23 protein-coding genes and 3 pseudogenes are annotated in these 22,209 nt (G+C 56.2%); 11 read left to right on the top strand and 15 right to left on the bottom strand.

The annotated features are described in order from the left end of the window. Positions 1-14: 14 nt before the first annotated feature. The 10 genes and pseudogenes from HLB35_RS06395 to HLB35_RS18805 all read right to left on the bottom strand — a co-directional run bounded on the left by HLB35_RS06395 (position 15) and on the right by HLB35_RS18805 (position 9,554). Positions 15-422, bottom strand: coding sequence for a hypothetical protein (locus HLB35_RS06395; RefSeq protein WP_171701942.1), 408 nt, complete (start codon positions 420-422; stop codon positions 15-17). Positions 423-504: 82 nt separating this feature from the next. Further along, positions 505-1,636, bottom strand: a protein-coding gene (locus HLB35_RS06390; protein WP_422822424.1) for an IS3 family transposase whose coding sequence is annotated in 2 segments (ribosomal slippage) — positions 505-1,378 and positions 1,377-1,636 — 1,134 coding nt in all. Because the reading frame shifts where the segments join, the coding sequence is not laid out codon by codon here. Between the two features lie 27 nt (positions 1,637-1,663). After that, on the bottom strand, positions 1,664-2,050 hold the full coding sequence (locus HLB35_RS06385) for a fimbrial biogenesis chaperone (RefSeq protein WP_171701940.1): 387 nt from the start codon (positions 2,048-2,050) through the stop codon (positions 1,664-1,666). Then, positions 2,047-2,568, bottom strand: a complete 522-nt coding sequence (locus tag HLB35_RS06380) for a hypothetical protein (protein WP_171701939.1) — start codon at positions 2,566-2,568, stop codon at positions 2,047-2,049. The genes HLB35_RS06385 and HLB35_RS06380 overlap by 4 nt, the downstream gene beginning before the upstream one ends. A gap of 104 nt (positions 2,569-2,672) precedes the next feature. Further along, on the bottom strand, positions 2,673-3,254 hold the full coding sequence (locus HLB35_RS06375; protein ID WP_171701938.1) for a hypothetical protein: 582 nt from the start codon (positions 3,252-3,254) through the stop codon (positions 2,673-2,675). 291 nt (positions 3,255-3,545) lie between these two features. Continuing rightward, positions 3,546-4,405, bottom strand: a pseudogene (locus tag HLB35_RS06370) (universal stress protein). Between the two features lie 26 nt (positions 4,406-4,431). After that, positions 4,432-5,922 (bottom strand): SulP family inorganic anion transporter, encoded by a 1,491-nt coding sequence (locus HLB35_RS06365; protein ID WP_171701937.1) that lies wholly within the window; start codon positions 5,920-5,922, stop codon positions 4,432-4,434. A gap of 415 nt (positions 5,923-6,337) precedes the next feature. Beyond that, entirely contained in the window at positions 6,338-7,243 is a 906-nt protein-coding gene (locus tag HLB35_RS06360; RefSeq protein WP_171701936.1) for a DMT family transporter, read from the bottom strand. Next, complete coding sequence (locus HLB35_RS06355; protein WP_171701935.1) at positions 7,240-8,028, bottom strand: slipin family protein; 789 nt, start codon at positions 8,026-8,028, stop codon at positions 7,240-7,242. Before HLB35_RS06355 ends, HLB35_RS06360 begins: the two co-directional genes overlap by 4 nt. A gap of 55 nt (positions 8,029-8,083) precedes the next feature. After that, a pseudogene (locus tag HLB35_RS18805) lies at positions 8,084-9,554 on the bottom strand (NfeD family protein). 312 nt (positions 9,555-9,866) lie between these two features. On the opposite strand from HLB35_RS18805, the gene HLB35_RS06345 reads away from it, so the two are divergent. Further along, a complete protein-coding gene (locus tag HLB35_RS06345) occupies positions 9,867-10,880 on the top strand; it encodes an isocitrate dehydrogenase (RefSeq protein ID WP_171701934.1) in 1,014 nt (337 codons plus the stop codon). 98 nt (positions 10,881-10,978) lie between these two features. On the opposite strand, the gene HLB35_RS06340 is transcribed toward HLB35_RS06345, so the two are convergent. Together HLB35_RS06340 and HLB35_RS06335 are read right to left on the bottom strand one after the other, a co-directional pair. Further along, positions 10,979-11,467 carry a TetR/AcrR family transcriptional regulator gene (locus tag HLB35_RS06340; protein ID WP_171701933.1) on the bottom strand — a complete coding sequence of 163 codons (489 nt, stop codon included), beginning with the start codon at positions 11,465-11,467 and terminating at the stop codon, positions 10,979-10,981. Positions 11,468-11,513: 46 nt separating this feature from the next. Then, positions 11,514-12,470, bottom strand: coding sequence for a sulfurtransferase (locus HLB35_RS06335; RefSeq protein ID WP_171701932.1), 957 nt, complete (start codon positions 12,468-12,470; stop codon positions 11,514-11,516). A gap of 432 nt (positions 12,471-12,902) precedes the next feature. Between HLB35_RS06335 and HLB35_RS06330 the strand changes: the two genes are divergently transcribed. The 3 genes from HLB35_RS06330 to HLB35_RS06320 all read left to right on the top strand — a co-directional run bounded on the left by HLB35_RS06330 (position 12,903) and on the right by HLB35_RS06320 (position 16,045). Next, positions 12,903-15,050: a PqqD family peptide modification chaperone gene (locus HLB35_RS06330; RefSeq protein WP_171701931.1), complete on the top strand. Its 2,148-nt coding sequence runs from the start codon at positions 12,903-12,905 to the stop codon at positions 15,048-15,050. 71 nt (positions 15,051-15,121) lie between these two features. After that, complete coding sequence (locus HLB35_RS06325) at positions 15,122-15,415, top strand: hypothetical protein (RefSeq protein ID WP_171701930.1); 294 nt, start codon at positions 15,122-15,124, stop codon at positions 15,413-15,415. 78 nt (positions 15,416-15,493) lie between these two features. Continuing rightward, a complete protein-coding gene (locus HLB35_RS06320; protein WP_171701929.1) occupies positions 15,494-16,045 on the top strand; it encodes a DinB family protein in 552 nt (183 codons plus the stop codon). 7 nt (positions 16,046-16,052) lie between these two features. Here HLB35_RS06320 and HLB35_RS16455 read toward each other — a convergent pair whose 3' ends face one another. Continuing rightward, positions 16,053-16,343 (bottom strand): rhodanese-like domain-containing protein, encoded by a 291-nt coding sequence (locus tag HLB35_RS16455; protein ID WP_216601427.1) that lies wholly within the window; start codon positions 16,341-16,343, stop codon positions 16,053-16,055. Positions 16,344-16,525: 182 nt separating this feature from the next. Continuing rightward, positions 16,526-16,714: pseudogene (locus HLB35_RS18800) on the bottom strand (ArsR/SmtB family transcription factor); the annotation flags it as partial. A 146-nt stretch (positions 16,715-16,860) separates the two neighbouring features. Between HLB35_RS18800 and HLB35_RS06310 the strand changes: the two are divergent. From HLB35_RS06310 to HLB35_RS06295, 4 genes are all read left to right on the top strand, one after another. Beyond that, entirely contained in the window at positions 16,861-17,205 is a 345-nt protein-coding gene (locus HLB35_RS06310; protein WP_171701928.1) for a DsrE/DsrF/TusD sulfur relay family protein, read from the top strand. Between the two features lie 28 nt (positions 17,206-17,233). Next, on the top strand, positions 17,234-18,481 hold the full coding sequence (locus HLB35_RS06305; RefSeq protein ID WP_171701927.1) for an MFS transporter: 1,248 nt from the start codon (positions 17,234-17,236) through the stop codon (positions 18,479-18,481). Between the two features lie 36 nt (positions 18,482-18,517). Next, positions 18,518-19,498: an arsenic resistance protein gene (locus tag HLB35_RS06300; RefSeq protein WP_216601426.1), complete on the top strand. Its 981-nt coding sequence runs from the start codon at positions 18,518-18,520 to the stop codon at positions 19,496-19,498. Between the two features lie 140 nt (positions 19,499-19,638). Continuing rightward, positions 19,639-20,148 carry a DUF302 domain-containing protein gene (locus HLB35_RS06295; protein WP_171701926.1) on the top strand — a complete coding sequence of 170 codons (510 nt, stop codon included), beginning with the start codon at positions 19,639-19,641 and terminating at the stop codon, positions 20,146-20,148. 65 nt (positions 20,149-20,213) lie between these two features. Here HLB35_RS06295 and HLB35_RS06290 read toward each other — a convergent pair whose 3' ends face one another. Next, the gene (locus HLB35_RS06290; protein WP_171701925.1) at positions 20,214-20,360 is read right to left on the bottom strand and encodes a hypothetical protein; all 147 of its coding nucleotides are present in this window, start codon (positions 20,358-20,360) and stop codon (positions 20,214-20,216) included. 366 nt (positions 20,361-20,726) lie between these two features. Between HLB35_RS06290 and HLB35_RS06285 the strand changes: the two genes are divergently transcribed. The 3 genes from HLB35_RS06285 to HLB35_RS06275 are packed head-to-tail and all read left to right on the top strand — an operon-like array spanning position 20,727 to position 22,207. Then, complete coding sequence (locus HLB35_RS06285) at positions 20,727-21,290, top strand: sigma-70 family RNA polymerase sigma factor (RefSeq protein ID WP_235937013.1); 564 nt, start codon at positions 20,727-20,729, stop codon at positions 21,288-21,290. A gap of 30 nt (positions 21,291-21,320) precedes the next feature. Further along, a complete protein-coding gene (locus HLB35_RS06280; protein ID WP_171701923.1) occupies positions 21,321-21,515 on the top strand; it encodes a zf-HC2 domain-containing protein in 195 nt (64 codons plus the stop codon). A 2-nt stretch (positions 21,516-21,517) separates the two neighbouring features. Continuing rightward, positions 21,518-22,207, top strand: a complete 690-nt coding sequence (locus HLB35_RS06275; RefSeq protein ID WP_171701922.1) for a DUF3047 domain-containing protein — start codon at positions 21,518-21,520, stop codon at positions 22,205-22,207. The last annotated feature ends 2 nt before the right edge of the window (positions 22,208-22,209 follow it).

Here is a 22,209-nt window from a genome sequence, read left to right as displayed (position 1 = left end):
TAGCAACCTGCACATTAGGGAACCCTGAACTCCATCTGCTGCTGGAAGACGCGTTGACGGTCATAGAAGTGACCTTCCAACGTCAGCATGTAGGTACCCGTTGGCAGCGTGGGCAGCAAGACGTATTGCGACGCCTTCTTGCCAGGCAATATCGGGCGCTTGGGCAATGATAGGCTAATGGGCGCTTGCTGTTGGTTGTTACGGTTTTCCAGCGTCACAGTTCCAGAGGGTCGGTCATGGGCATTACCCTGGTTGGAGAACTCCAGCCTCAGCCGATTTTTATCTGGCTCAATATGGGCGGCGATAAACTGCCCTGCCCGCTCCACCGGATTTTTATCTGCATAAATAGCCACGCCAATACGAAAACGTGCCTTCACCATTGGCGAGGGGGTCGCAGCATGCTTTTCCTGTATCCATAGCATGGCGCTATGCTCACTGAGGTGGACCCAATCAGTTGGACAACCTGATGGTATCCCTAAGCTATAATCCGGTTGTTTCCCTGACTCAGGCTGCCAGAGATATGGGTTGCCCGTAGTACACCTCATCGGGCGTTTGGTAATCAAGGGTTTGGTGGTACCGGGTCTGATTGTAATGCCAGAAGTACCGGTGGAGCGCCTGCTTCAAGTGTTGTCCATCCTCGAAAGCGGCAAGGTAAACACACTCGTATTTGACGCTGCGCCAGAGCCGTTCCACGAATATATTGTCATGGTAGCAGCCCTTGCCGTCCATGCTGATCCGGATGCCATGATCTTTGAGAACGTTTGTGAAGGCCTCACTGGTGAACTGGACACCCTGATCGGTATTGAAGATCTCCGGCGCTCCATGGCGCTGTAGAGCCTCCTCCAGGACATCGACACAAAAGTCTGTGTCCATGGTGTTGGAGACCCGCCAGGACAGCACCTTGCGGCTGTACCAGTCGATGATGGCGACCAGATACATGAAGCCCCGGGCCAGCGGAATATAGCTGATATCTGTTGCCCACACCTGGTTGGGGCGGTCGATTTTCAGCCCTTTGAGCAGGTACGGATAAACCTTGTGCCCGTCGCCCGGAATGCTGGTTCTGGGGCGTGGATACACCGCCTGAATGCCCATGGTGCGCATCAGCCTCTGCACCCGCTTCCGATTGACCCGATAGCCCTGGTGCTGCAAATGGGCACGCATCTTGCGAGAGCCATAGTACGGCGTTTCCAGGTGTTGCTGATCAATCAGATACATCAGGTCCAGATCCTCCTGACATGGCTCACGAGGGACGTAGTACACCGATGAGCGGCTCAGCTTGAGCAGCTCGCACTGGCGTGAAAGACTGATTTGGGGATGACCACGCTCGATCATTGCCAACCGCTGTTGGCGGCTTACTGATCGAGCTTGCGCGACAAAAATCGCGTTCCACCGTCAGTCGACCAATCTCACGGTACAGCTCGTCTGTGCTGGGCTCATCGGATTGCTTGCCGACCTTCTTCTTGCCTTCGAAGAGGTCGGTAGCGTTCTCCAGCAAGTCGCGCTTCCAGGTGCTGACCATGGTGGGGTGGATCTGAAAACGAGCAGCAATTTCGGATGTGGTCTGGTCGCCCTTGATGGCGGCCAGAGCGACTTTGGACTTGAATGATGCGCTGTATTGTTTGCGTTTCTTGCTCATGATTCTCCTCCTTGTGGAGATGATGAATCATAGCTTAGGCACCTGTCCAAATTTTGGGGTCCACTTCACACCCCTTTTAGGCTCGGAAGAAGGACGGATAGCAAAGCGCACGACCTGACTTTCGCCCGGGGCAATTTTCATATCAACCGGATTGAGTATGATCCATTGATCCAGGCTTGCGGGCGTGGGCGGCGTCGGAACCACCCGATCATTTTCCAGCGTCCAGCCTGATACGCTGGTGGTGGCCTCAATAGTTCTGTCCGACAGATTCATCACCGTCAGAGAATGGGGCTGGTTGTCATCTATATCGATCCGGAAAACATCTGGGGAAACTGAAATCTGAGCGGGCGCTTGGGCCATCGCCTGGCCAGCTAAGCAGGCGAGCAGGATACCCAGGAAGATAAGAAGCTTCATTGTTCGTAGACCTCAATCTGTAGCGTTCCTTGTGCATCACCGGCCACAGTCAGATCTGATAGATCCGGATAAGCGCGAATGCGTCCTATCACCTCAACAAATTGAGGATTAAATGGAGTAACAGAAATATCTGTTTCCAGAGTCACTGGTATAAATTGCCCACCAATACTTAAACCACCACTTTGCCCGGATGCCGCGTTCAGTTGGTAATTCACCACTATATTGTTGCCATTGACCGGTCTTCTCATACGGCAGCGCCAGTCCCAGTCATTGATAGATACAAGTTCTGGCGTCAGCCATACAGGCATGCCTGAATAGGCTGCCCCATACAGCAATATCTCGATTTGCCTGGGGCCACTGACCTGAGTGGGCCCTGTTGGTGATGCACCCAGCGCCATATCATAGGAAGAAAGCCCAAGCTGCCCAGGGGATATTTGTCCGAAATCCAGGCCATTGCCATTGATGTTGAGTTTCTTTCCTTGGCAATCCTGTGCCGCTGAGGCACTGGATGACCACAAGCTGAGCACCACACCACAAAAAAGCCACGCTGCGCTAAGGCACAGGTGGCTTGGTTTTCTGGCGCTTTTTGTCAGTGACAGAAGAGGCATTGCCCGCTCATCAATCAGATATTGGTGGCTTCGATGGTGTACTGAGCGCCCGTATACTCACCTGCGGAGGTCGCGCTGCTCATATCAAGTTCGAGGCTGACATCACCATACTCAGCGTTAATTCTGCTCATACCAGGAGAATCAAAAGTCGTTGTAGCACCAAAGGCGGTACCGTCCGCACTGACCTGAGCGTTGCTAAGCCCGATACTACCTGCCGAAGCATGAGTTGCCGTGGCTGTATCAAGAGTAATTCCAATCTGAGACTCACCAGTGGCGGAAATTGAGCGTACCGCCCAGGCATTGCGAATGTAGGCGGTAACTGCGTCAATGCTGGCATCTAACGGGCCACCTGATATATCTACGCTAGCATCGTCATCAAAACCGGATAGAGTCTTGGCTACGCTGTCATCAAAAGCCTGATCAGCACCACCAAAGTAGCTGGCGGGCACATCAAAGGTCACGTCGCTGACATAATGAAGAATGATGATACCCGGAAGATTGAAAGAAACACTGGTTTGACCGGTTGCCGCCTGGCCAGCCAGGGGAGCACTTAGAAGCGCCGCAGCAATAGCAGAAGCCGTATAGAGTTTTTTCATGGATTTCTCCTTGCTGGTTAGCCGACTGATTGCTTTTCACCAGCTTTTTATGACATTAGACACGTTTGATTAAAGTGTTCTAGTGCATTTTATGTCGTTTAATTAGAAAAAACTGAATACAATTATTAATAAGAGGGATTTGAGGTGAGAGATAACAGTGCCGCCTAGAGGCACCATTGAATGGAAAGCAGTCCAGCAAGGGCAAAGCAGGAAAGGAACAAGCAAAAATTCACCAGCCCTTAATCATAGGACTGGTGAACACAGGAAATTTCCCAGGTGAATCCATTAATATCAGCGCAGAATCAGCACCGGGATATGGCTGTTGCGCAGCATTTCAGTGGTGGTGCTGCCGATCAGCAGGTGGCGGATGCGTGAATGTCCGTAGGCGCCCATCACCATCATGTCGATGGCGTTTTCCTGCTCGTAGGCGTGCAGGGTGGCTTCGACATCACCGGCGCGGATGGCGCCTTCGGCGTCATGCCCAGCGTCGCGCAAGGTGCTCAGCGCCCATTCCAGCTGGGAGCGGTTTTCAGCGGTATCCGCGCCGATAATCACCACATGGCAAACGGCTTTATTGAACAGCGGGCTTTTGGCCAGCATCTCAACGCCTTTGCGGGCGGTCTTGCTGCCATCAAAGGCCATCATCACGCTTTCTGGCATTTTGAACTTGGCACTCGGCACCATCAGGATGGGGCGGTGCATTTCACGCACCACGCGTTCCAGGTTGGAGCCCAGGTGGCCGGTGGCCTGATCCGCCTTTTCACCACGCTTGCCGACGACTAAAAGGCGCACGTCCTTTTCCAGCTCGACCAGGGTTTCCACCAGGGTGCCGTTACGCTGACGGGTCTGGGGGTCGCTGACGCCATCCTCAATCGCCCGCTCGCGGGCGGCATCCAGCATCAGCTTGCCCTGCTCACGGTTGATCTTGGCGCGCTTTTCGTCAAGATCGGAAAGCTCTTTCATCAGGCGTTCACGGGCGCCAAAGCGCAGGTTACCGGAAAGATTCGCGTCATCCGGCACGTCCGAGTGGTTATCCACCACGTGTACAAACACCAGGGGGCATCCAGCGCCAGGCTGGCCCAGGCGGCGTAATCACAGACGTTTTCTGAAAAACTGGAACCGTCAATGGCGGCCATTACATGATCTGACATCTCACACTCCTCGGCTGCAGGATGGCTTAGTGGCCACCCATCAGTTTTTCGACGGCTTCAGGATCATCGTGCACCGCGTAGCGGTCAACAATGGTGGCACTGGCTTCGTTCAGGCCGATCATCTCAACTTCGGTACCTTCACGGCGGAACTTGATCACCACCCTGTCCAGCGCTTGCACGGCGGTAATATCCCAGAAGTGGGCGCGGGTCAGGTTAATGGTGACCTTATCAATGCTCTCTTTGAAATCAAAGGCGCCAATAAAGGTTTCAGAGGATGCAAAGAATACCTGGCCAACGATCTCGTATTCACGCTCAACGCCCGGCTGGATTTCTTTCGAGCCGATGTAGAGAATGTTACCTACCTTGTTGGCAAAGTTCATCGCTGCCAGCAGCACACCCACAAAGACACCAATCGCCAGGTTATGAGTACCCACGGTGACTAGTACCGTCGCTACCATCACCATGTTAGTGCTCATTGGATGCTTTTTCAGATCGCGGATTGATTCCCAGCTGAAAGTACCGATTGCCACCATGATCATCACCGCTACCAGAGCGGCCATAGGAATCTGCGAGACCCAGTCTGCCAAAAACACCACCATCATCAGCAGGGCAATACCGGCAATCAGAGTGGACGTACGCCGACGACCGCCGGATTTGATATTGATCACCGACTGGCCAATCATCGCGCAACCAGCCATACCGCCGATCAGGCCGGAACCGATATTGGCAATCCCCTGGCCTTTACACTCGCGGTTCTTATCGCTTTTAGTGTCAGTCAGGTCATCAATAATGGTGGCTGTCATCATCGATTCAAGCAGACCCACCACGGCCAACATGACCGAATAAGGCAAGATGATCATCAGGGTTTCAAGGTTCAGCGGCACGTCTGGCCACAGGAAGACCGGCAGCGTATCCGGCAGATCGCCCATATCGCCCACGCTACGGATTTCCATGCCGGTGAGCATATAAACCGCTGTCAACACAACGATGCACACTAAAGGGGAAGGAATCGCCTTGCCCACCACCGGCACATAGGGAAAGCCGTAGATAATCGCCAAGCCAGCCAGCGTCATGGCATAGACATGCCAGGTGACGCCGGTCAATTCAGGCAGCTGGGCCATAAAGATCAGGATCGCCAGAGCGTTGACAAAACCGGTGACCACCGAGCGGGAGACAAAGCGCATGACATCAGCCAACTTCAGGTAGCCAGCGATAATCTGTAGCACACCCGTCAGCAAAGTGGCCGCCAGCAGGTATTCAAGCCCGTGCTCCTTAACCAGGGTGATCATCAACAGCGCCATGGCACCGGTGGCTGCAGAGATCATGCCTGAGCGGCCACCCGTGAAGGCGATAATCACACAGATGGCAAAAGAGGCATAAAGGCCGACCTTGGGGTCAACGCCAGCAATAATTGAGAAGGCAATCGCCTCCGGAATCAGCGCTAGCGCAACGACGATGCCCGCCAGGGCGTCGCCCTTGAGATTGGAGAGCCAAGAAAGTTTGAATTTTTCGTACATCAGGGGGTCCAGGGTTATCGAACGGTGATTGAGTCGACCGATGACACTGCCTTGGCAAAGACGTATCAAGGCCGCATTAAACGGCTTAACAAAAAGCACACAGGATGAAGACAAGCCAACGGATTGGGCGAATGCCAGACGTTCGGGCAGAAGCCAATTTTTTGGCGCAAGCCTGGCATACCGCCGTGACAGCGCAGTGAACGCCAGGCAGAAATTGCTTGCAAAGGAAGGAAAGCGCTAGGGTGGAGTCATCAACCCTGAAAGCGCTGTCTTGAAAAAAGCTGTCTTAAAAAAAAACAGTATCGCGAAAAGCAGGTGCCATCATGGATGCCATTTGTGCCGAATGAAGCCAACGCTGAGCAAGGGTTACCAACAGCGCCGACGAAAGGCGCAAGAGTTTAGCAGCAAATAGCCGTCACTGCACCCTGCTGCGCTGCCGCATCTCAATTCGGCGTTCCATCAGCCCCTTAGCCACCAAAGTGCCAATCACGATAGCACCGCCCACCAGGGCCACGGGCGCCGGGCGTTCGTTGAGAATCAACCACACCCAGATCGTGCCCACGACCACCTCAGAGAGCATCAAGAGCCCAACGTCAGCGGCAGGCAAATACAGCGGCCCACGCTGTATCAGAGTAAACCCCAACGGCAAAAGGATCAGACAAAGCACCACCAGCCAGACAACGCTCATGGCGGGCACAGCCGAAAGCCCTGCTCCAAAGCCACTGGCCACAAAAGCCACCAGAGCGACGATCAGACCTGCCAGGGTCAGCATGGGGCTCATATCCACACCGGGGCGTGCTCGGCACAGAGTAAAATTGGCCGCCAGGGCGGTGGCGGCCAACAGGGCAAAGGCATTGCCCTTCCAGGAGCCTGCGCCTGCATCATCCAGCACAATCAAGGAGGTGCCCAACAGGCACAGGCCAATCGCGACCCAGGTGCGTAGCGGCAGGCGCTCATGCAGAAAGACGCGCGATAGCGCGGCAGCAATCAAGGGCGCACCGGCCAGTATCATCAGCACATTACCACCCTTGGTGTACTGGTTACCCAGCACAAAGCCAAAGGTCGACAGGCTGAACAGCACCGCCACGCCTACCCCCACCCCGCCGCAGCGGTAGTACGCATTAACAAAGCCACGCCCCTGGCGCAGCGCGACAATCAAGGCAAAGCCCAGCGCCGTCAAAAGCCCCCGCCACAGCAGTATGTCGCTGTCCGGCAGGTTGATCAGTTTGATCAGCAGTGCATCAGGGGAAATGATCAGGGCGCCGCCAGCGGTCATCAAAAGACCTTGCTGGCGGCGCGATAGGCTAGAATGAGCGGTCATTGATTACCGCTATCAGATTGGGATGCCTCGGGTGCATGCTTTGCTTTCATCTGTTTGAACGCCTCCATGATGTCCATCGGCAAGGGGAAAACGATGGTTGATGCGTTCTTGTTACTCATATCGCTCATGGTTTGCAAGTAGCGCAGCTGCAAGGCGGCAGAATTTTCCTGCATGACGTTAGCGGCTTCCACCAGTTTGCGCGAGGCCTGCAGTTCACCTTCCGCGTGAATCACCTTGGCGCGCCGTTCACGCTCGGCCTCGGCCTGGCGGGCAATGGCGCGGATCATGCTCTCATCCAGGTCAACGTGTTTGATCTCGACATTAGCTACCTTGATGCCCCATTCCTCGGTCTGGGAATCAATGATTTCCTGGATATCATCGTTGAGTTTGTCACGCTCGGACAGCATCTCGTCCAGGTCATGCTTACCCAGCACCGAACGTAGCGTGGTCTGCGCCAGCTGGCTGGTTGCCTGGGTAAAATTCTCCACCTGGATGATGGCCTTTTCCGGATCAACTACTCGAAAGTAGAGCACGGCATTGACCTTCACCGTGACGTTATCCTGGGAAATCACATCCTGCTCAGGAACGTCCATGGTGATCACACGCAGATCGACCACTTCCATTTTCTGGATGCCGGGAATAATGATGATCAGGCCCGGCCCCTTGACCTTCTGATAACGCCCCAGGAAGAACACCACCCCGCGTTTGTATTCAGGCAGAATGCGAATGGACGCTGCCAGCAGCATCACCAGCAGCACAACAGGAACAAGATAGGAAAGAATCATCGGGCACCTCGTCTGTGTTTTGCGTTTTCTATCAGTAAAAGCTTAGCTCAGGGCATCACTTTACAGGCAACGGCGCTGGCGATACCTGTACGGTCAACCCTTCAAAGCGAATGACCTTTAATCGCTGCCCTGCTACCACAGGCACCTCGGTGACCGCATTCCAACGCTCACCGTGCAGGCGCACATGGCCTTTATGTTCAAAGTCTTCCAGCGCCACGGCTTCTTCATACAGCATTTCCTCTTCACCCCCAGCGCTGGTTTGCGACGCAGACGCATCAGGTTAAGCAGTGTCCACAGCATAAATCCAGCCGCCAGGGCGGCGATACCGCCAATCAGGGGCAGCGATACGGCCAGATATTCAGCGTCCATCAGCATTACTGAGCCAAACACAAAAGCGGCTATACCGCCCACGCCCAGCACGCCAAAGCTGGGAACTAACGCTTCACCCACCATCAGGGCAATACCCACCAGAATCAGCGCCAGCCCCGCGTAGTTGATCGGCAGCACCTGAAAGGCAAACAGGGCCAACAGAAGGGAAATGACGCCAATGGTACCGGGGAAGAGGCTACCGGGGCTTGAGAGCTCAAAGATAATGCCGTAGAAACCGATCAGCATCAGAAAGTAGGCCACGTTAGGGTTGGTAATCACTGACAGCAGCTGGGTACGCCAGTCAGGATCAAAGCGTTCAACCTGAAGGTCAGCGGTCTCCAACACCTGTTCGCCACTTTCCATAACCACGCTGCGCCCATCAATCTGCGCCAGCAGATCGTCAATATCCGAGGCCACCACGTCGATGACGTTCTTTTCCAGCGCTTCAGGAGCGGTCAGATTAACCGCGTCACGCACCGCCTCTTCCGCCCAGTCGGCATTGCGGCCATGGCGCTCAGCCAGGCCACGGATAAAGCTCACCGCATCTTCCAGCACCTTGCGCTCCATGGCATTTTCCCCACGGCGCACCTCGTCTTCAGACCCAGACTGGTCGTCGGACGCCGCTTCGCCCTGCGCGGCGTCATCACCTGCGGACTCCTCACTGGTATCAGAGTCAGAAGGCGGCTCATCTTCGGGCGCCATACCCGGCAAACCGCCGCCGCCCATCTGCACCGGGGTGGCTGACCCCAGATGGGTGGCCGAGGCCATCGCCGCCACATGGCTACCGTAGAGCAGGTAGGTACCGGCACTGGCCGCCCGCGCGCCGCTGGGTGACACATACATCACGACTGGGATATCCGCGTTGAGCATTTCGCTGATCATATCCCGGGTGGTTTCCACCAACCCGCCAGGGGTATCCAGCTGGACGATCACTACGGCATGATTTTCGTCACTTGCCTGGCGCAGGCCGCGCTCTCAAAATAATCCTTGGTGGCCGGGCCAATGGCGCCCTCAATGGTCATCACCAGGGCGCTGTCTTGACTGGTTTGAGATTGACTGTTCTGGGCAAGCGCCTGCCACCCCAGCATCAGCAACCCCAGTAACATACATAAAACAAAAGCCATTTTTCGGTATGGACGTGCAGGAAGTGTCGGCATGCTTGCCTCCCGAATAACCCTCAGCGAATCGCGTAACGCATGATTTTATGACTTCAATTCACGCTATCAGGTTCAACGCTTATGACACAATGTATAACTATTGAAAAACTTTTGAATAACTCTCGAAGCCTCCCAAACCCTCTTCCCAAGAACTCTGCCTACGGCTTTTGCAGGATGACGTTTTGCCTCACTTTGGCGTACCATTGCCTCGCCTATCAACTGCACCGTCAACCCACGGCGAAAACATCTATCCGCGTTTCATTCAATCTAGTTCGCATAGCTGTCGCTCGCCGTCATCAACAGGAGAATGAAATGAGCCAGTCTATTGCAGTCATCAAGGGCGACGGCATCGGCCCAGAGATCATGGAGGCAACTCTGCGCGTTCTGGACGCGCTGGACTGCGGTCTGGACTACCACTTTATTGATGCTGGCCTGAGCGCGCTGGAAAATCACGGCACCCTGATCCCCAAGGAATCCCTGGAGACCATCGAGCGTTTCGGCATTGCCCTGAAAGGTCCGCTGACCACACCAATCGGTAAGGGTTTTTCATCAATCAACGTGCAGATGCGTCGCCATTTCGACCTCTACGCTAACGTACGCCCGGCCGTCAGCTTCCCCGGTACCCGTTCACGCTACGATGATATTGATATGATCACAGTGCGCGAGAATACCGAAGGCGCCTACCTGTCCGATGGCCAGGAATTTATTGATGACGGCAATACCGGCATTTCAGTGATCAAGGTCACCCGCAAGGGCTCCGAGCGTATTGTCCGCTATGCCTTTGAACTGGCCAAGAACAATGGCCGCAAGAAAGTCACCGCTGTGCACAAGGCCAACATCATCAAGACCAGTTCCGGCCTGTTTCTGGATGTTGCCCGGGAAGTGGCCAAGGAATATCCCGAGATTGAATTTCAGGAAATGATCGTTGATAACGCCTGCATGCAGCTGGTGATGAACCCGCACCAGTTTGATGTGGTGGTCACTACCAACCTGTTCGGCGATATCCTGTCGGATCTGTGTGCGGGTCTGGTCGGCGGCCTTGGCCTGGCCCCGGGTGCCAACATTGGCGAAAGCGCGGCTATTTTCGAAGCGGTTCACGGCTCAGCGCCAGATATCGCCGGTAAGAAGCTCGCCAACCCCTGCGCCCTGCTGCTGGCAGCCGCGCAGATGCTTGATCACTTGGGTATGGTCGAGAAAGGCACTGCCATTCGTCAAGGCATCCGCACCGTACTGGAAACCCGCCGTGACATGGTCACCCCGGATATGGGCGGCACCGGCAACACGGACACCTTTGCCGATGCATTGGTCGAGCTGTTCAACGCCTGATCAGCGCAAGCCTCTAAGCATGTAGGCCACCACTTCTTCAGCCTCAGCCTGGCGGATGCCGCTTTTCAGCAGCATCCGCAAGCCCGCAATTGACTGCGCTAAAAACGCGCGGCGCTTTGCGGGCTATGCTCAGCCGGAAGCGCTCCTTCGTGCTGAGCCTGCTCCATCACCTGGGTAAAAAAGCCGGTAATCGCCTCAAGGCTTGCCTGCGCGGCCTGGGCGGGTAGTGTCTGTTCGCTGCCCAGCTCAGTGGCGGAATTGAAGATCAGGCAGCCAAGATGTGCCCGATCGCTTTCCGCGTCCCGCGCGGTGTCATAGAGCAGTTGCTCGATAAAAGCCCAGGCGCTGGGGGCTTCGGCCAGTCGGTCAGCCAAGTGGGCCAACTGGCGCTCACGGTAATGATCAAGGGCGGCCAGGAACAGGGCCTCCTTGTTACCAAAGGAATGGTAGAGGGTACTACGCGATACCTGCATGGCAGCAAGTAGATCACGCAATGAGGCATGGTGATAGCCCAGCTGCCAAAAGGTCTGCATGGCGGCTGCCAAGGCAGCCTCGGGATGATGGGAAAGCGGGCGTCCGGAAGTCATTCCGGCATTCTAGGTATCTGCGCGTCCCTGCGCAATTGTGGCTGAATTAATTAACCTGTTCGCCTACCGTGGTCACGCTACCACCCGCTACCTGCAACGGCAGCTCGTTCTGACGTGTCCACTCAGCCATGGAACCATCGTACATGGAGGTATTTTCGAACCCGGCGACCTCCTGAAGCATGAACCAGCCAATCGCCGCCCAATGACCGGTATTGCAGAAAGCGATGGTGGGCGTTTCTGCGTCCAACCCCAGTTCATCGATCCGCGACATCAGCGGCGCTTCGTCCAGGTAATAGGCACCATCACGCTCAGTGATATATTTCTGGTGTTCAAGATTCACAGAGGTAGGAATGGTACCCGCGGCCAGCGTGGCTGATGATTGCGTATCCGCGGTATAAAAGCCTGCTGGGCGCGCATCGACTAGCTGGGCTGAGGAATCAATCGCTGCCGTTGTCTCCTCGGTGGTTGCCAACAAAGCATCCTGCAGGGAGGCGCTGAAATCCACTTCCTCAGGTGCAGCTACTCGGCCACTTGCCACTTCAAAGCCCTGCTGCTGCCAACCAGCAAAGCCGCCGTCCAGAATGGCGACGTCGTCATGGCCCAACACCTTGAAGGTCCAGTACACGCGAGCTGCACTGCCAAAGTCGGTTGCTCCAGTACCGGCAGGCACAATCACCACTTGGCTGTCGTTACCAATACCCAGGCCACCAATCAGGCTTTCCAGCTCATCTACCGAGGGCATGACGCCGGGAACGTCATTCCGAGTTTCCCGCCAGCCTGCATCGGTATAGCTGGAATAGCGGCTACCGGGAATGCGCGCTTGGCTGAAGCTTCTGGCATCGCCACCGTTGTCGATGGATGAACGCACATCCAGCACCACCAGGTTGTCGGATTCCAGGTGCTGATCCAGCCAGTTGGCGTCAACCAGGGGCATCATCTCAAGGGCATGGGCCTGGGTGGCAAAACCAAACAGAACGGCCAAACTGATAACAGTACGCGACATATGTCCTCCGGACACCCACAAGGCGTGGCTTGTGGGGTAGATGGCGAGTTAACGATTGCTTTATATTTGATAGAATATTGTGGTATATAAAAACAATGTTAAAGTTATTTTTTGGAATATAAATATAGCCATCCTATGCTGACTGCTCTCAATGCCTTCGAGCATGGGAGCCTTGCTGTGCAATAGAAAGGTGGTTGTGAAATAGAAAGGTGATCGTGAAAAAAACTGTAAGGAATCACCCGCACTGACCACTCAACCATTACCCAGCCGCTTTCAGGAGTTATACGATGACCTTTTCACGCACCCCCAAAAAGTTCTGGTTGAGCGGGCAGTGCCACGCGGAGCAGGATCATTTTTTTTCGCAAAACGCTTGAAGCTAGCGGCTGGCAGCAAGGCGATGACAGCGACTGGCAAGCGGCCTGGGTTACCGGCATGCCACCCAAGGCGGCGTTTCAGGCCACCTCGCCCCAGCATAAAATGAACCATATTCCCGGCAATGCAGCGCTGACCATCAAAAGCCGCCTGCATGACAGCCTCAAGCGGATGCGTGAACGCATCCTCGCCCAGTACGGGGAAGCCCATCCTTATACTCAGCGGCTGGCGTTTTTCCCGCGCGCCTATGAAATGCCCCGCGACTACCCGGCCCTGGTGGAAGACGCGGCGGCCAACCCGCACAAGGGCTGGATTCTCAAGCCGACCAATGCGTCCAAAGGCCAAGGGGTCAGGGTGATTGGCGACCCTAGCGAGGCACCGCTGGCGCCGAACTGGCTGGTACAGGAATATATCGGCAACCCCCACACCATCCGCGGCCACAAATATGTGCTGCGCCTTTATATGCTGATCGCCGGTATCGAGCCCGTACGGATCTATCTCTACCGCCAGGGCTTTGCCAAGCTGGCCTCCGCCCCCTGGGATCCGGATGATATTGATAACGTCTACAGCCAGTTAACCAACCCGGATATCAACGCCCTGAATGAAGACGCTGACGTTCCGGTTGAGTTCATCGACCTTGAGCGCTACCGCCAGTGGTTAAGGGAGCAGGGCCATGACGATGCGGCACTGTTTGCGCAGATCCACGATCTGGCCACCCTGACCGCCCTGAGCGGTATTGACGCCATGCGTACGCGCAGCCGTGAAAGCGGCGCCGACCCCTTGGGCTGCTATGAGCTGATCGGCCTGGATTGTCTGGTGGATGATCAGCTCAAGCCGTGGATTCTGGAATGCAACCTCAGCCCCTCGCTGGGCATCTGCGCTCGCCCTGAACACGGCGGAATAGTGGAAGAAGAGGTCAAGGCCAGCCTGGTCAGCGATATGATCAGCCTGACCGGGCTGGATCGCCCCGAGCAGGCGCCTCGCCAGCTTGATGCCGCCGCGCTTACCGCCGAACATCAGCGTGCGGGGAATTTCGCCACGCTTTACCCGAACGCGGCCATTGACTATACCCCTTTTGCCGGGCTGCCCAGCCTGGCCGATAGTCGGCTCACCCCCGAGCGCCCTCTGGCGCTGCGCGCCCATAAGGTCAGCGAACTGTTCGATAACGACCAACTGGCGCTTTACCAGCATGACAGCGGCCAGTTTATCCAGCTCAACGACAGCGCAGCGCTGATCTGGCTGCTGCTGGGCGAAGGCCAAGCTGTCAATGAGATTGTGGAGCAGCTGCAGGCCATGAGCGACGCCACCCGCCAACAGATTGAACAGGATCTATGGGCCACGCTGGAAACCTGGCAGCAATATGGCCTGCTGGCACCCGCCGATAGTACATCGCCGGCCATGCAGCGCACGGGGAGCCAGCGCCTAGTATCAAGCCAGGCAATGACGCTAACCTTTGCCGGGCAACGGTGGCGGCTGAGCGCGCCGGAAGAGCCAGTGGCAGATTGCCTGCAAGCCCATTTCCGGCCCTTGCTGGCAGGCCATGCCGCGCAGGATGCCGACACCTCCTTATGCTTGGCCGTGCTGGAAAGTACCAACGGCTACTGCCTGACCGATGGCGCCAGGATTCTGCGCTCACGCCTGCACCTGAATGAGATTTCCCCTGCGATTGAACACGCCCTGCTCAATCATGCGGCAGGAGAAAATACCTGCGTGATAGATCTGGTGCTGCTGAATACCGATCAACAACAGCTTGCTTTGCTAGCCCCCTTGAATGACACCGATTGTCTGGCATCACTGGGTACAGTTGCTGACCAACTGAGCGCCACCCTGACCCATGGCGCGCGCCTTGCATCATCCGCCACAGCGGCGCTGACCCCACTGAATCTGCCAGTGGCAGGCATGCCTTTCGCCGCTGAAAACCATTGCCAGCCGCTGGCCCTGCTGGCGCTGATACCTAAAGAAGCCGCAGCAGAAAAAGGGCCACTGGCGGCCATGAGCCTACTGCTACCCTATGCCTTTCAGGGTCAGCGCAGCACCCTGGACGAACAGACACTCAGCACGTTGTACACCTTCTGCCAGCAAGTGCCTTTACATCTCAGCCCCCGCGACCCGGCCAGCCTTGAAAAAGCCTGCCGGGAAGCCCTGGCGATAGCACCGACTTTCCCCACCACGCCAGCGTGGAAGGAAATGACGCCCACGGGCGTTTAACCGTGCCATGACGTCTTGTGGCACAGCACGACCCTGATCGACATCTGATCCGACAATAAAGAGGAAAAGTTATGCCTAACAAAACCATGTCTCAACAAGAAAGCAAACGTCGCCTGCTCAGCCGTCTTGGCCGCCAGTTCGCCTACACCGCTCCGGCACTGGCACTGGCTGCCAGCGGTCTGGCCATGCAGGCGCAGGCTGACGACACCCAAGGTGGCTACAGCCAGTTCGAGGATGCCCCTCATATGTTGGCCGAAGCCCATAGCGCCGAAGGCGGTGCGGAAGGCGAGGGTGAACATGAAGGAGAAGGTGAAGGCGAGGGAGAAGGCGAAGGCAGCGCAGAAGGCAGCCCAGAAGCAGGTTAAACCCCTCCTTTCATCACCCAAACCACATTGTGCCAGCCCTGGCGCTGGCACAGTGATTTCAGGACGAGGTTGAACGTCATGATGGCAGCAAGATTACTCTCATACACGGGCGCGCTGGCCGAGGAAAACCGCCAGGCCCTCAATCAGTTGGCCGCGCTGCTTGAGCATATTTCGCCTGCCAGCTACCAGCACCTGCAAGCGCCACAGGCCACCCAGTCGGTAGGCAAGCATGTGCGGCATATTCTTGAACATTATCAGACACTGCTTGATCACCTGAACGCCATCGCCAGCCTGGATTACGAAGGACGCAAGCGTGACACCTGGCTTGAAACCTGCCCTCAGACAGCATTGCAACATCTGCACGCCATCGATAACGCCCTGACCAGAGTGGCCACACTGCCAGCCGATACGGCGCTGACACTTGGCTATCCGCTTGACGCCAATGAGATGCACACAACAGCCTACCTACCCAGCAGCCTGGGGCGCGAACTGGCCTTTCTGACCAGCCACAGCATTCATCATATGGCGCTGATCAGCCTGCTCTGCGCCGAGCAGGACATTGCCCTACCCGAACACTTTGGCGTTCACCCCTCAACGCTACGCCATTGGAAAGCCCAGCTAGCCTCATAAATATGCCTTATGCGCGCTCTACCGGCAGGCCAGCCGCTTTCCATTCGGGAAAGCCCTCTTCAAATCGGCGCACCCGGTAACCACGTTCGCGCAGGCATTGCACTGCTTCATGAGAAAGCGCGCAGTAAGGGCCTCGGCAGTAGGCAACAATTTCCCGATCCTGTGGCAGGGTCTCCAGCAATAATTCCAGCGTATCCAGCGGGATGTTGATCGCTTCCGGCAAGTGCCCAACCGCAAACTCTTCCTGCGGACGCACATCCAACAGCAATACCTCACCCCGAGTAAGGCTTGCCAGCAATTCCTGGTGCGAAACAGCCTGCAGTTCGCCATCGCGTCTTGATCCGTAAATAGCTGCCCCACCAAGCGCTCCATTTCTGCCAGATTGGTTTCTGCCACCTCTCGTAACAGGTTCATTAGCAAAGGTATCCGCTCATCGGTGAGCTGGTAGATCATCTGCTTGCCACAACGCCGGGCAGTCACCAGACCTGCCCGGCGTAGATGCTGTAAATGCTGGGACGTGTTGGCAACTGCAAGATCTGCCTTACCTGCCAGAGTTTCAACCGAGGCTGGCGCCTGAGCCAGGTGCTCCAGCAAGGCCAGGCGATGACCATTCCCCAGTGCCCGGGCGACCTGTGCCAGGGTATTCAGCACATCCTGTTGCGAAGACATAACGGTTTTCCTCATTGATGAGACGCTTGACAACGGTGGCGTCTTCTACTCAAACTAATAATATTCTATTGATTAATTGAATGAAATCCAAGTGCCTGTTAGATAGAAGTACACACTAAAGCACCCGCAAAAAGAGGCAAACAACTATGCATACTTTGATCATCGTTAATGATCCTCCCTATGGAACCGAGCGCTTATATAACGGCTTACGTCTTGCCCATGCACTGATCAAACAGGAAACAGACGTAACGGTTTTCCTGATGGGGGATGCTGTATCAGGTGCTAAAAGTGGCCAGAAAACGCCTGATGGCTACTACAATGCCGAAAGAATGCTGAAACGTGTCACCAACAAGGGGCAAGTGCTACTTTGCGGCACTTGTCTGGATGCTCGTGGTATCAGCGACGAAGAGGTTGTCAAAGGCGCGCAACGCAGCACTATGGATGAATTGGCTGAGACCACTGTCCGAGCAGACAAAGTGCTGATTTTCTAACTTTTAACCTCTTCAGGAAAACATCCGAATGGTTGTAGATAAACAATCCCGCAACAATCAACAGGCCAACAGCGCGGATAGCGCCAAGCCCCGTGAGAAGCTCAACGTGGCCATTCTGGTGGTCAGTCAGATGCTGTTCATGGTCGCGACCATCACCGTTATGACGCTCAGCGGCGTGGTTGGCCAGCAGCTCAGCCCCAATCCGGCCTATGCGACTCTGCCGATTGCCATCATGATGATTGGCACTGTGACTTCTACCCTGCCCGCGTCACTGTTCATGAAACGCGTGGGCCGCCGTATGGGGTTTATCCTCGGCGCTGGCCTAGGCGGTGTTGGCGGTGGCCTGGTAAGCCTTGGCGGTATTGCGGCAGGTTCCTTCTGGCTGTTCTGCGCCGGTAACCTGCTGATTGGCCTGTATCAGGGCTTTGCCATGTATTACCGTTTCGCAGCCGTTGACGTGGCAAGCCCTGGGTTTCGCAGCAAGGCTATTTCGCTGGTCATGGCGGGCGGCGTCGTAGCCGCTTTCCTTGGCCCCTGGAATGCCAGCGCTACCCTGGATTGGGTGCCGGGCGTTCCTTCGGGCGGCCCCTATCTGATCATTGCACTGCTGGCGCTTTTCGCCATCGGCCTGCTCAGCCAGCTCAAGGTGCCCGCCAGCGGCGAACCTCAACCCGGTGAAGTCACTCGCCCCATGGCGAGCATTGCCCGCCAGCCACGCTTCAGGGTCGCCGTGATTGCCGGGGCGATCGGCTACGGGGTGATGGTGCTGGTCATGACCGCCACACCGCTGGCCATGCGCGGCCAGGGGTTCGAGATGTCTCAGGTGGTCTTCATCATGCAATGGCATGTGCTGGGCATGTATGCGCCGTCGTTTTTTACCGGCAGCCTGATCAGCCGGTTTGGCGTTGAACGCATTCTGACCGCCGGGGTGGTGATTCTGCTCGGTACCGTGCTGTTCAGCAATCTTGGCACCTCCATGGCGCATTTCTGGGTTGCCCTGGTGCTGCTGGGCATCGGCTGGAACTTCCTGTTTATCGGCGGCAGCGCCCTTCTGGCCGCGACCCACAGCGAGGCAGAACGCGGCAAGGTACAGGGCGTCAATGATCTGATCATCTTCTCCCTGGTGGCGGTTGGCTCGCTGATGTCCGGTCAACTCTTGCACCATCTCGGCTGGGAAACCCTTAACCTTGCCATGCTGTTGCCCATTCTGATCATCGCCATAGCGCTGATCGGGTGGCAGCAAAATAACCACCAGAAAGCCAGCGCCAGCACTTGAAAAGCCCGAAAAATTAGCCGCATGGAGAGCGTAAAGATGAAACTAAACATCACAATGCAACTGATCCAACGCCTCACCCGCAACCTGCTGGTGGCCATTCCTGTCACCATGCTGCTCGGCCTGGTAGCAGGCGCCCTGCTGCCGGTGAGCGGGCTGAGTGTCCTGGTGATTCCGCTGACGCTATTGATGATCTATCCCATGATGGTCAATCTGCGTCTGCATGAGTTATTCAACGGCGGCGACCTGCGCGCCCAGGGGCTGGCCCAGCTGCTCAACTTTGCGGTCATCCCTTTTATTGCCTTTGGCATCGGGCTGTGGTGGTTTGCCGACCAGCCCTATCTGGCGCTTGGCCTGCTGCTTTCCGCCTTGCTGCCCACCAGCGGGATGACCATTTCCTGGACGGGCTTTGCCAAGGGTAACCTGCCTGCCGCGGTCAAGATGACCGTGATTGGCCTCTTGCTGGGGTCACTGGCAACGCCTTTTTACGTGCAGTGGTTGATGGGCGCCAATATCCCGGTGGATCTGGTGGCGGTCTTCCGGCAGATCCTGCTGGTGATCGGCCTGCCGCTGGTGGCCGGACAGCTGACCCGCAAATGGCTGGTCAAGCGCCATGGCCAACGCCATTACCGCCAGCATATCGGCCCGAAGTTTCCGCCTTTTGCGACGCTGGGGGTACTGGGGATCGTATTTGTTGCCATGGCGCTGAAAGCTGATGATCTGCTGAGCCAGCCCATGCTACTGCTGGATATCCTCTTACCGCTCGCGCTGTTGTATGCCATCAACTATGCACTGAGCACCTGGGTTGCGCGCACCTGGCTTTCCCGTGGCGATGGGATTGCCCTGGTCTACGGCACCGTGATGCGCAACCTATCGATTGCCCTGGCGCTGGCCATGAACGCCTTCGGTGAGGCCGGTGCCGATGCGGCCCTGTTAATCGCCCTGGCCTACATCATCCAGGTGCAATCTGCCGCCTGGTACGTCAAGTTCACCCCGCGCCTGTTCGGCCCTGCGGAGTAAGTTCACCGCGGTTATTTGCCATCATCGGCGACCAGAACCCAGCGGGATAAATGATGTAAGGTATGGCTGATTGCCTGCACCAAGTCTCTTGTTAGCTTTCGGCGGCGCTTTGTCGCCTTCACCACAACAGGAGACATTAGATGTCTTTTTGCATACGCCACGCTTTCATCACACCACGTCTGTTAGCCCCGCTGTTGCTTGGCGCGGGCCTGGCATTATCCACTCAGGCCATGGCCGATAACTGGCCCGATGAGGGCTGGGAAGTGATACCCACCGAACAGGGCTATACCGCCTTGCTGGAAGCCTTGCACAGCGCCATCAGTGAGGCGGACATGTTCGTGGTGACCGAGGCGGGACCGACACAAGCCGCCGCCCAGCGCGGTATTGAGATTCCCGGTAATCGGGTAGTGGGTGTTTTTCGCAATGATTTTGCGGTGCGCATCCTGCGCCAAAGCGTTCCGGCCATGATCGAAGCGCCGCTGCGTTTTTACGTCACCGAAAATGAAGATGGCAGCGCCACTCTGGCATGGAAGGTACCCAGCGCGGTTTTTTCACCTTATAGCGAAGGTAAGGACGACGAGCTTGCCCGGATTGCCGCTGAACTTGACGCCCTATTTGCAGACATTGGCGCAGACACCACCGCGCCATAGCCACCAATAAAGGCCGCCTCTCCGACAACGGTGATGCGGCCTTATCGATAAAAAAAAAAGCGGCATTAATTTTCTTCGTTGTAACGGGCTTGGGCATCCACTACAAAAGCAGATAGAGACGCGATTTCGTCAGAATCCCAGGCTAATGGCTCTGCCGCCATCGGCGCTACCATACAGATCTGCACCATTTCATCGGCGTAAACAGTCTCCATGCCAAACTGCTGCACCCCCATGTTAACGCTATGCGGAAACGCCTGATCAAAGGTTCCCTGATAACCCGATTGCCCATCGCTACCGTGGCAGGTGGCACAGGAAAGCTTATAGCTACTCAGTGAAGGCGTCAGACGATTCCTTACATCCTGCCTCTACTTTCTAAGCATTGGATGACGATTTGCCATTTTTGTACTGATTGTTCCATAATCAATCTTACGCTGACGATGCATCTGTAGAATGCCCATACAGCCTCCAGCCACTGAAGTACGCTTTTGCTATCGGTACACATCGCCCTTTTAAGGGCTTTCCATGCGGCAAGTCAGACAGGGAGTTAAATCACGATGACTGAGGTCACAGGATCACCGATGGATCACCTTGCCGCGATGCGGCCAAGGCTTGTGACCTTTGCCAGGCTGCAACTGCGCGACGCCGCTGCCGCTGAAGATGTGGTGCAGGATACCTATGTCGTGGCGCTCGAAAAGCATGCCAGTTTCGAGGGCCGCTCAGCCTTTGAAACCTGGGTGTTCGGTATCCTCAAAAACAAGATGCTTGAACGCATGCGCCAACAGAAGCGTTTTGCCAGCTGGCAGTTTGATGACAGCCTGAGCCAGGATGACGCCCTCGATGCGCTGTTTCAGGAAGCTCCTTTCCAGGCCAGTGGCCGTTGGCAGGCGGCGTCGCGCCCTCAACCCTGGGGTGAGCCGGATAAGGTGTTGGAGAACCGCCAGTTCTGGCAAGCTCTCGACGCCTGCATGATTGCCCTGCCAGAAAATATTGCCCGCGTGTTCACGCTGCGCGAATTTATGGGCCTTTCTACACAGGCGATCTGTAAGGAAATCGGCGTCACGGAAACCAATTGCTGGGTCATCCTGCATCGTGCGCGCCTGAAACTGCGTCAATGTATTGAAAAAGGTTGGCTTGCCCATTAACTGCCGGTAGATCACCCAAGGGGGCCGATCATGATCATGTGCCGCGAAGCGACCAAGCTGATGTCGCTGAAGCTCGACCGCCCACTAACGCGCCGGGAACAGCTGCAATTGCGCCTGCATACCTTAATGTGCAGCGCCTGCCGACGCTGTGAATCACAGTTTGAGCTACTTCACGGCCTCGGTGATAAACTGCCGGATACCGACGACACCTCATCACGGAGCTAACCATGCCAGCCTCAAGCACGTTAGTGTCTTCCGCGCTACGCTGGTTATTGCTGACCTGGCTGGCAGTGGTGATCACTCCCGCCATCGGCAGCGACGATCAGCGCTTTTCTCCCTACCATATGGAAAACTGGCCGACCCGCAGTTTTGAAGGCGAAACCGATTACCAGATCATCGAGGAAGACGGGCAGGCAGCGCTTCAGGCCAGGGCCAACGGCCAGGCCTCGGCGCTATACCTGGAGCGCGAGATTGATCTTGATAAAACGCCTTACCTGAAATGGTGCTGGCAGGTCGATTCGCTCTACCCTGGCCTGGATGAGACCACCAAGGCGGGCGATGACTACCCCGCGCGGGTCTATGTGGCGCGCAAGACAGGCCTGTTACCCTGGCAAATTGAATCCGTGAATTACGTCTGGTCATCCAACCAACCGGCAGGCAGCGCCTGGCCCAATGCCTTTACCGACCGCGCCCAGCTTCTGGCCCTGCAGAGCGGTGAACAGAAACAGAGCCAATGGGTTGCCGAGGTGCGCAATGTACAAGCCGACTATCAACGTCTGTTTGGTGAACGCCCGGCAAGCATTGATGGCGTTGCGCTGATGACCGATGGTGATAACGCCGGTGGCGATGCCTCCGCCCGTTACAGCACTCTGGTCTTCTCCGCCGACTCAAACCCGCCGGACTGCCCCACTCTGTAAAC

This window comes from Vreelandella azerica, assembly GCF_013112225.1.
Lineage (GTDB): Bacteria > Pseudomonadota > Gammaproteobacteria > Pseudomonadales > Halomonadaceae > Vreelandella > Vreelandella azerica.
Note: the sequence above shows the minus strand (reverse complement) of the source record. Positions and strands in the feature narration are given on the sequence as shown.

Excerpts from the sequence above, each read along its gene's own strand:
- HLB35_RS06395 (WP_171701942.1), bottom strand. The coding sequence starts at position 422 with ATGCTATGGATACAGGAAAAGCATGCTGCGACCCCCTCGCCAATGGTG.
- HLB35_RS06385 (WP_171701940.1), bottom strand. The coding sequence starts at position 2,050 with ATGAAGCTTCTTATCTTCCTGGGTATCCTGCTCGCCTGCTTAGCTGGC.
- HLB35_RS06375 (WP_171701938.1), bottom strand. The coding sequence starts at position 3,254 with ATGAAAAAACTCTATACGGCTTCTGCTATTGCTGCGGCGCTTCTAAGT.
- HLB35_RS06365 (WP_171701937.1), bottom strand. The coding sequence starts at position 5,922 with ATGTACGAAAAATTCAAACTTTCTTGGCTCTCCAATCTCAAGGGCGAC.
- HLB35_RS06360 (WP_171701936.1), bottom strand. The coding sequence starts at position 7,243 with ATGACCGCTCATTCTAGCCTATCGCGCCGCCAGCAAGGTCTTTTGATG.
- HLB35_RS06355 (WP_171701935.1), bottom strand. The coding sequence starts at position 8,028 with ATGATTCTTTCCTATCTTGTTCCTGTTGTGCTGCTGGTGATGCTGCTG.
- HLB35_RS06345 (WP_171701934.1), top strand. The coding sequence starts at position 9,867 with ATGAGCCAGTCTATTGCAGTCATCAAGGGCGACGGCATCGGCCCAGAG.
- HLB35_RS06340 (WP_171701933.1), bottom strand. The coding sequence starts at position 11,467 with ATGACTTCCGGACGCCCGCTTTCCCATCATCCCGAGGCTGCCTTGGCA.
- HLB35_RS06335 (WP_171701932.1), bottom strand. The coding sequence starts at position 12,470 with ATGTCGCGTACTGTTATCAGTTTGGCCGTTCTGTTTGGTTTTGCCACC.
- HLB35_RS06330 (WP_171701931.1), top strand. The coding sequence starts at position 12,903 with ATGCCACCCAAGGCGGCGTTTCAGGCCACCTCGCCCCAGCATAAAATG.
- HLB35_RS06325 (WP_171701930.1), top strand. The coding sequence starts at position 15,122 with ATGCCTAACAAAACCATGTCTCAACAAGAAAGCAAACGTCGCCTGCTC.
- HLB35_RS06320 (WP_171701929.1), top strand. The coding sequence starts at position 15,494 with ATGATGGCAGCAAGATTACTCTCATACACGGGCGCGCTGGCCGAGGAA.
- HLB35_RS06310 (WP_171701928.1), top strand. The coding sequence starts at position 16,861 with ATGCATACTTTGATCATCGTTAATGATCCTCCCTATGGAACCGAGCGC.
- HLB35_RS06305 (WP_171701927.1), top strand. The coding sequence starts at position 17,234 with ATGGTTGTAGATAAACAATCCCGCAACAATCAACAGGCCAACAGCGCG.
- HLB35_RS06300 (WP_216601426.1), top strand. The coding sequence starts at position 18,518 with ATGAAACTAAACATCACAATGCAACTGATCCAACGCCTCACCCGCAAC.
- HLB35_RS06295 (WP_171701926.1), top strand. The coding sequence starts at position 19,639 with ATGTCTTTTTGCATACGCCACGCTTTCATCACACCACGTCTGTTAGCC.
- HLB35_RS06290 (WP_171701925.1), bottom strand. The coding sequence starts at position 20,360 with ATGGAGACTGTTTACGCCGATGAAATGGTGCAGATCTGTATGGTAGCG.
- HLB35_RS06285 (WP_235937013.1), top strand. The coding sequence starts at position 20,727 with ATGGATCACCTTGCCGCGATGCGGCCAAGGCTTGTGACCTTTGCCAGG.
- HLB35_RS06280 (WP_171701923.1), top strand. The coding sequence starts at position 21,321 with ATGATCATGTGCCGCGAAGCGACCAAGCTGATGTCGCTGAAGCTCGAC.
- HLB35_RS06275 (WP_171701922.1), top strand. The coding sequence starts at position 21,518 with ATGCCAGCCTCAAGCACGTTAGTGTCTTCCGCGCTACGCTGGTTATTG.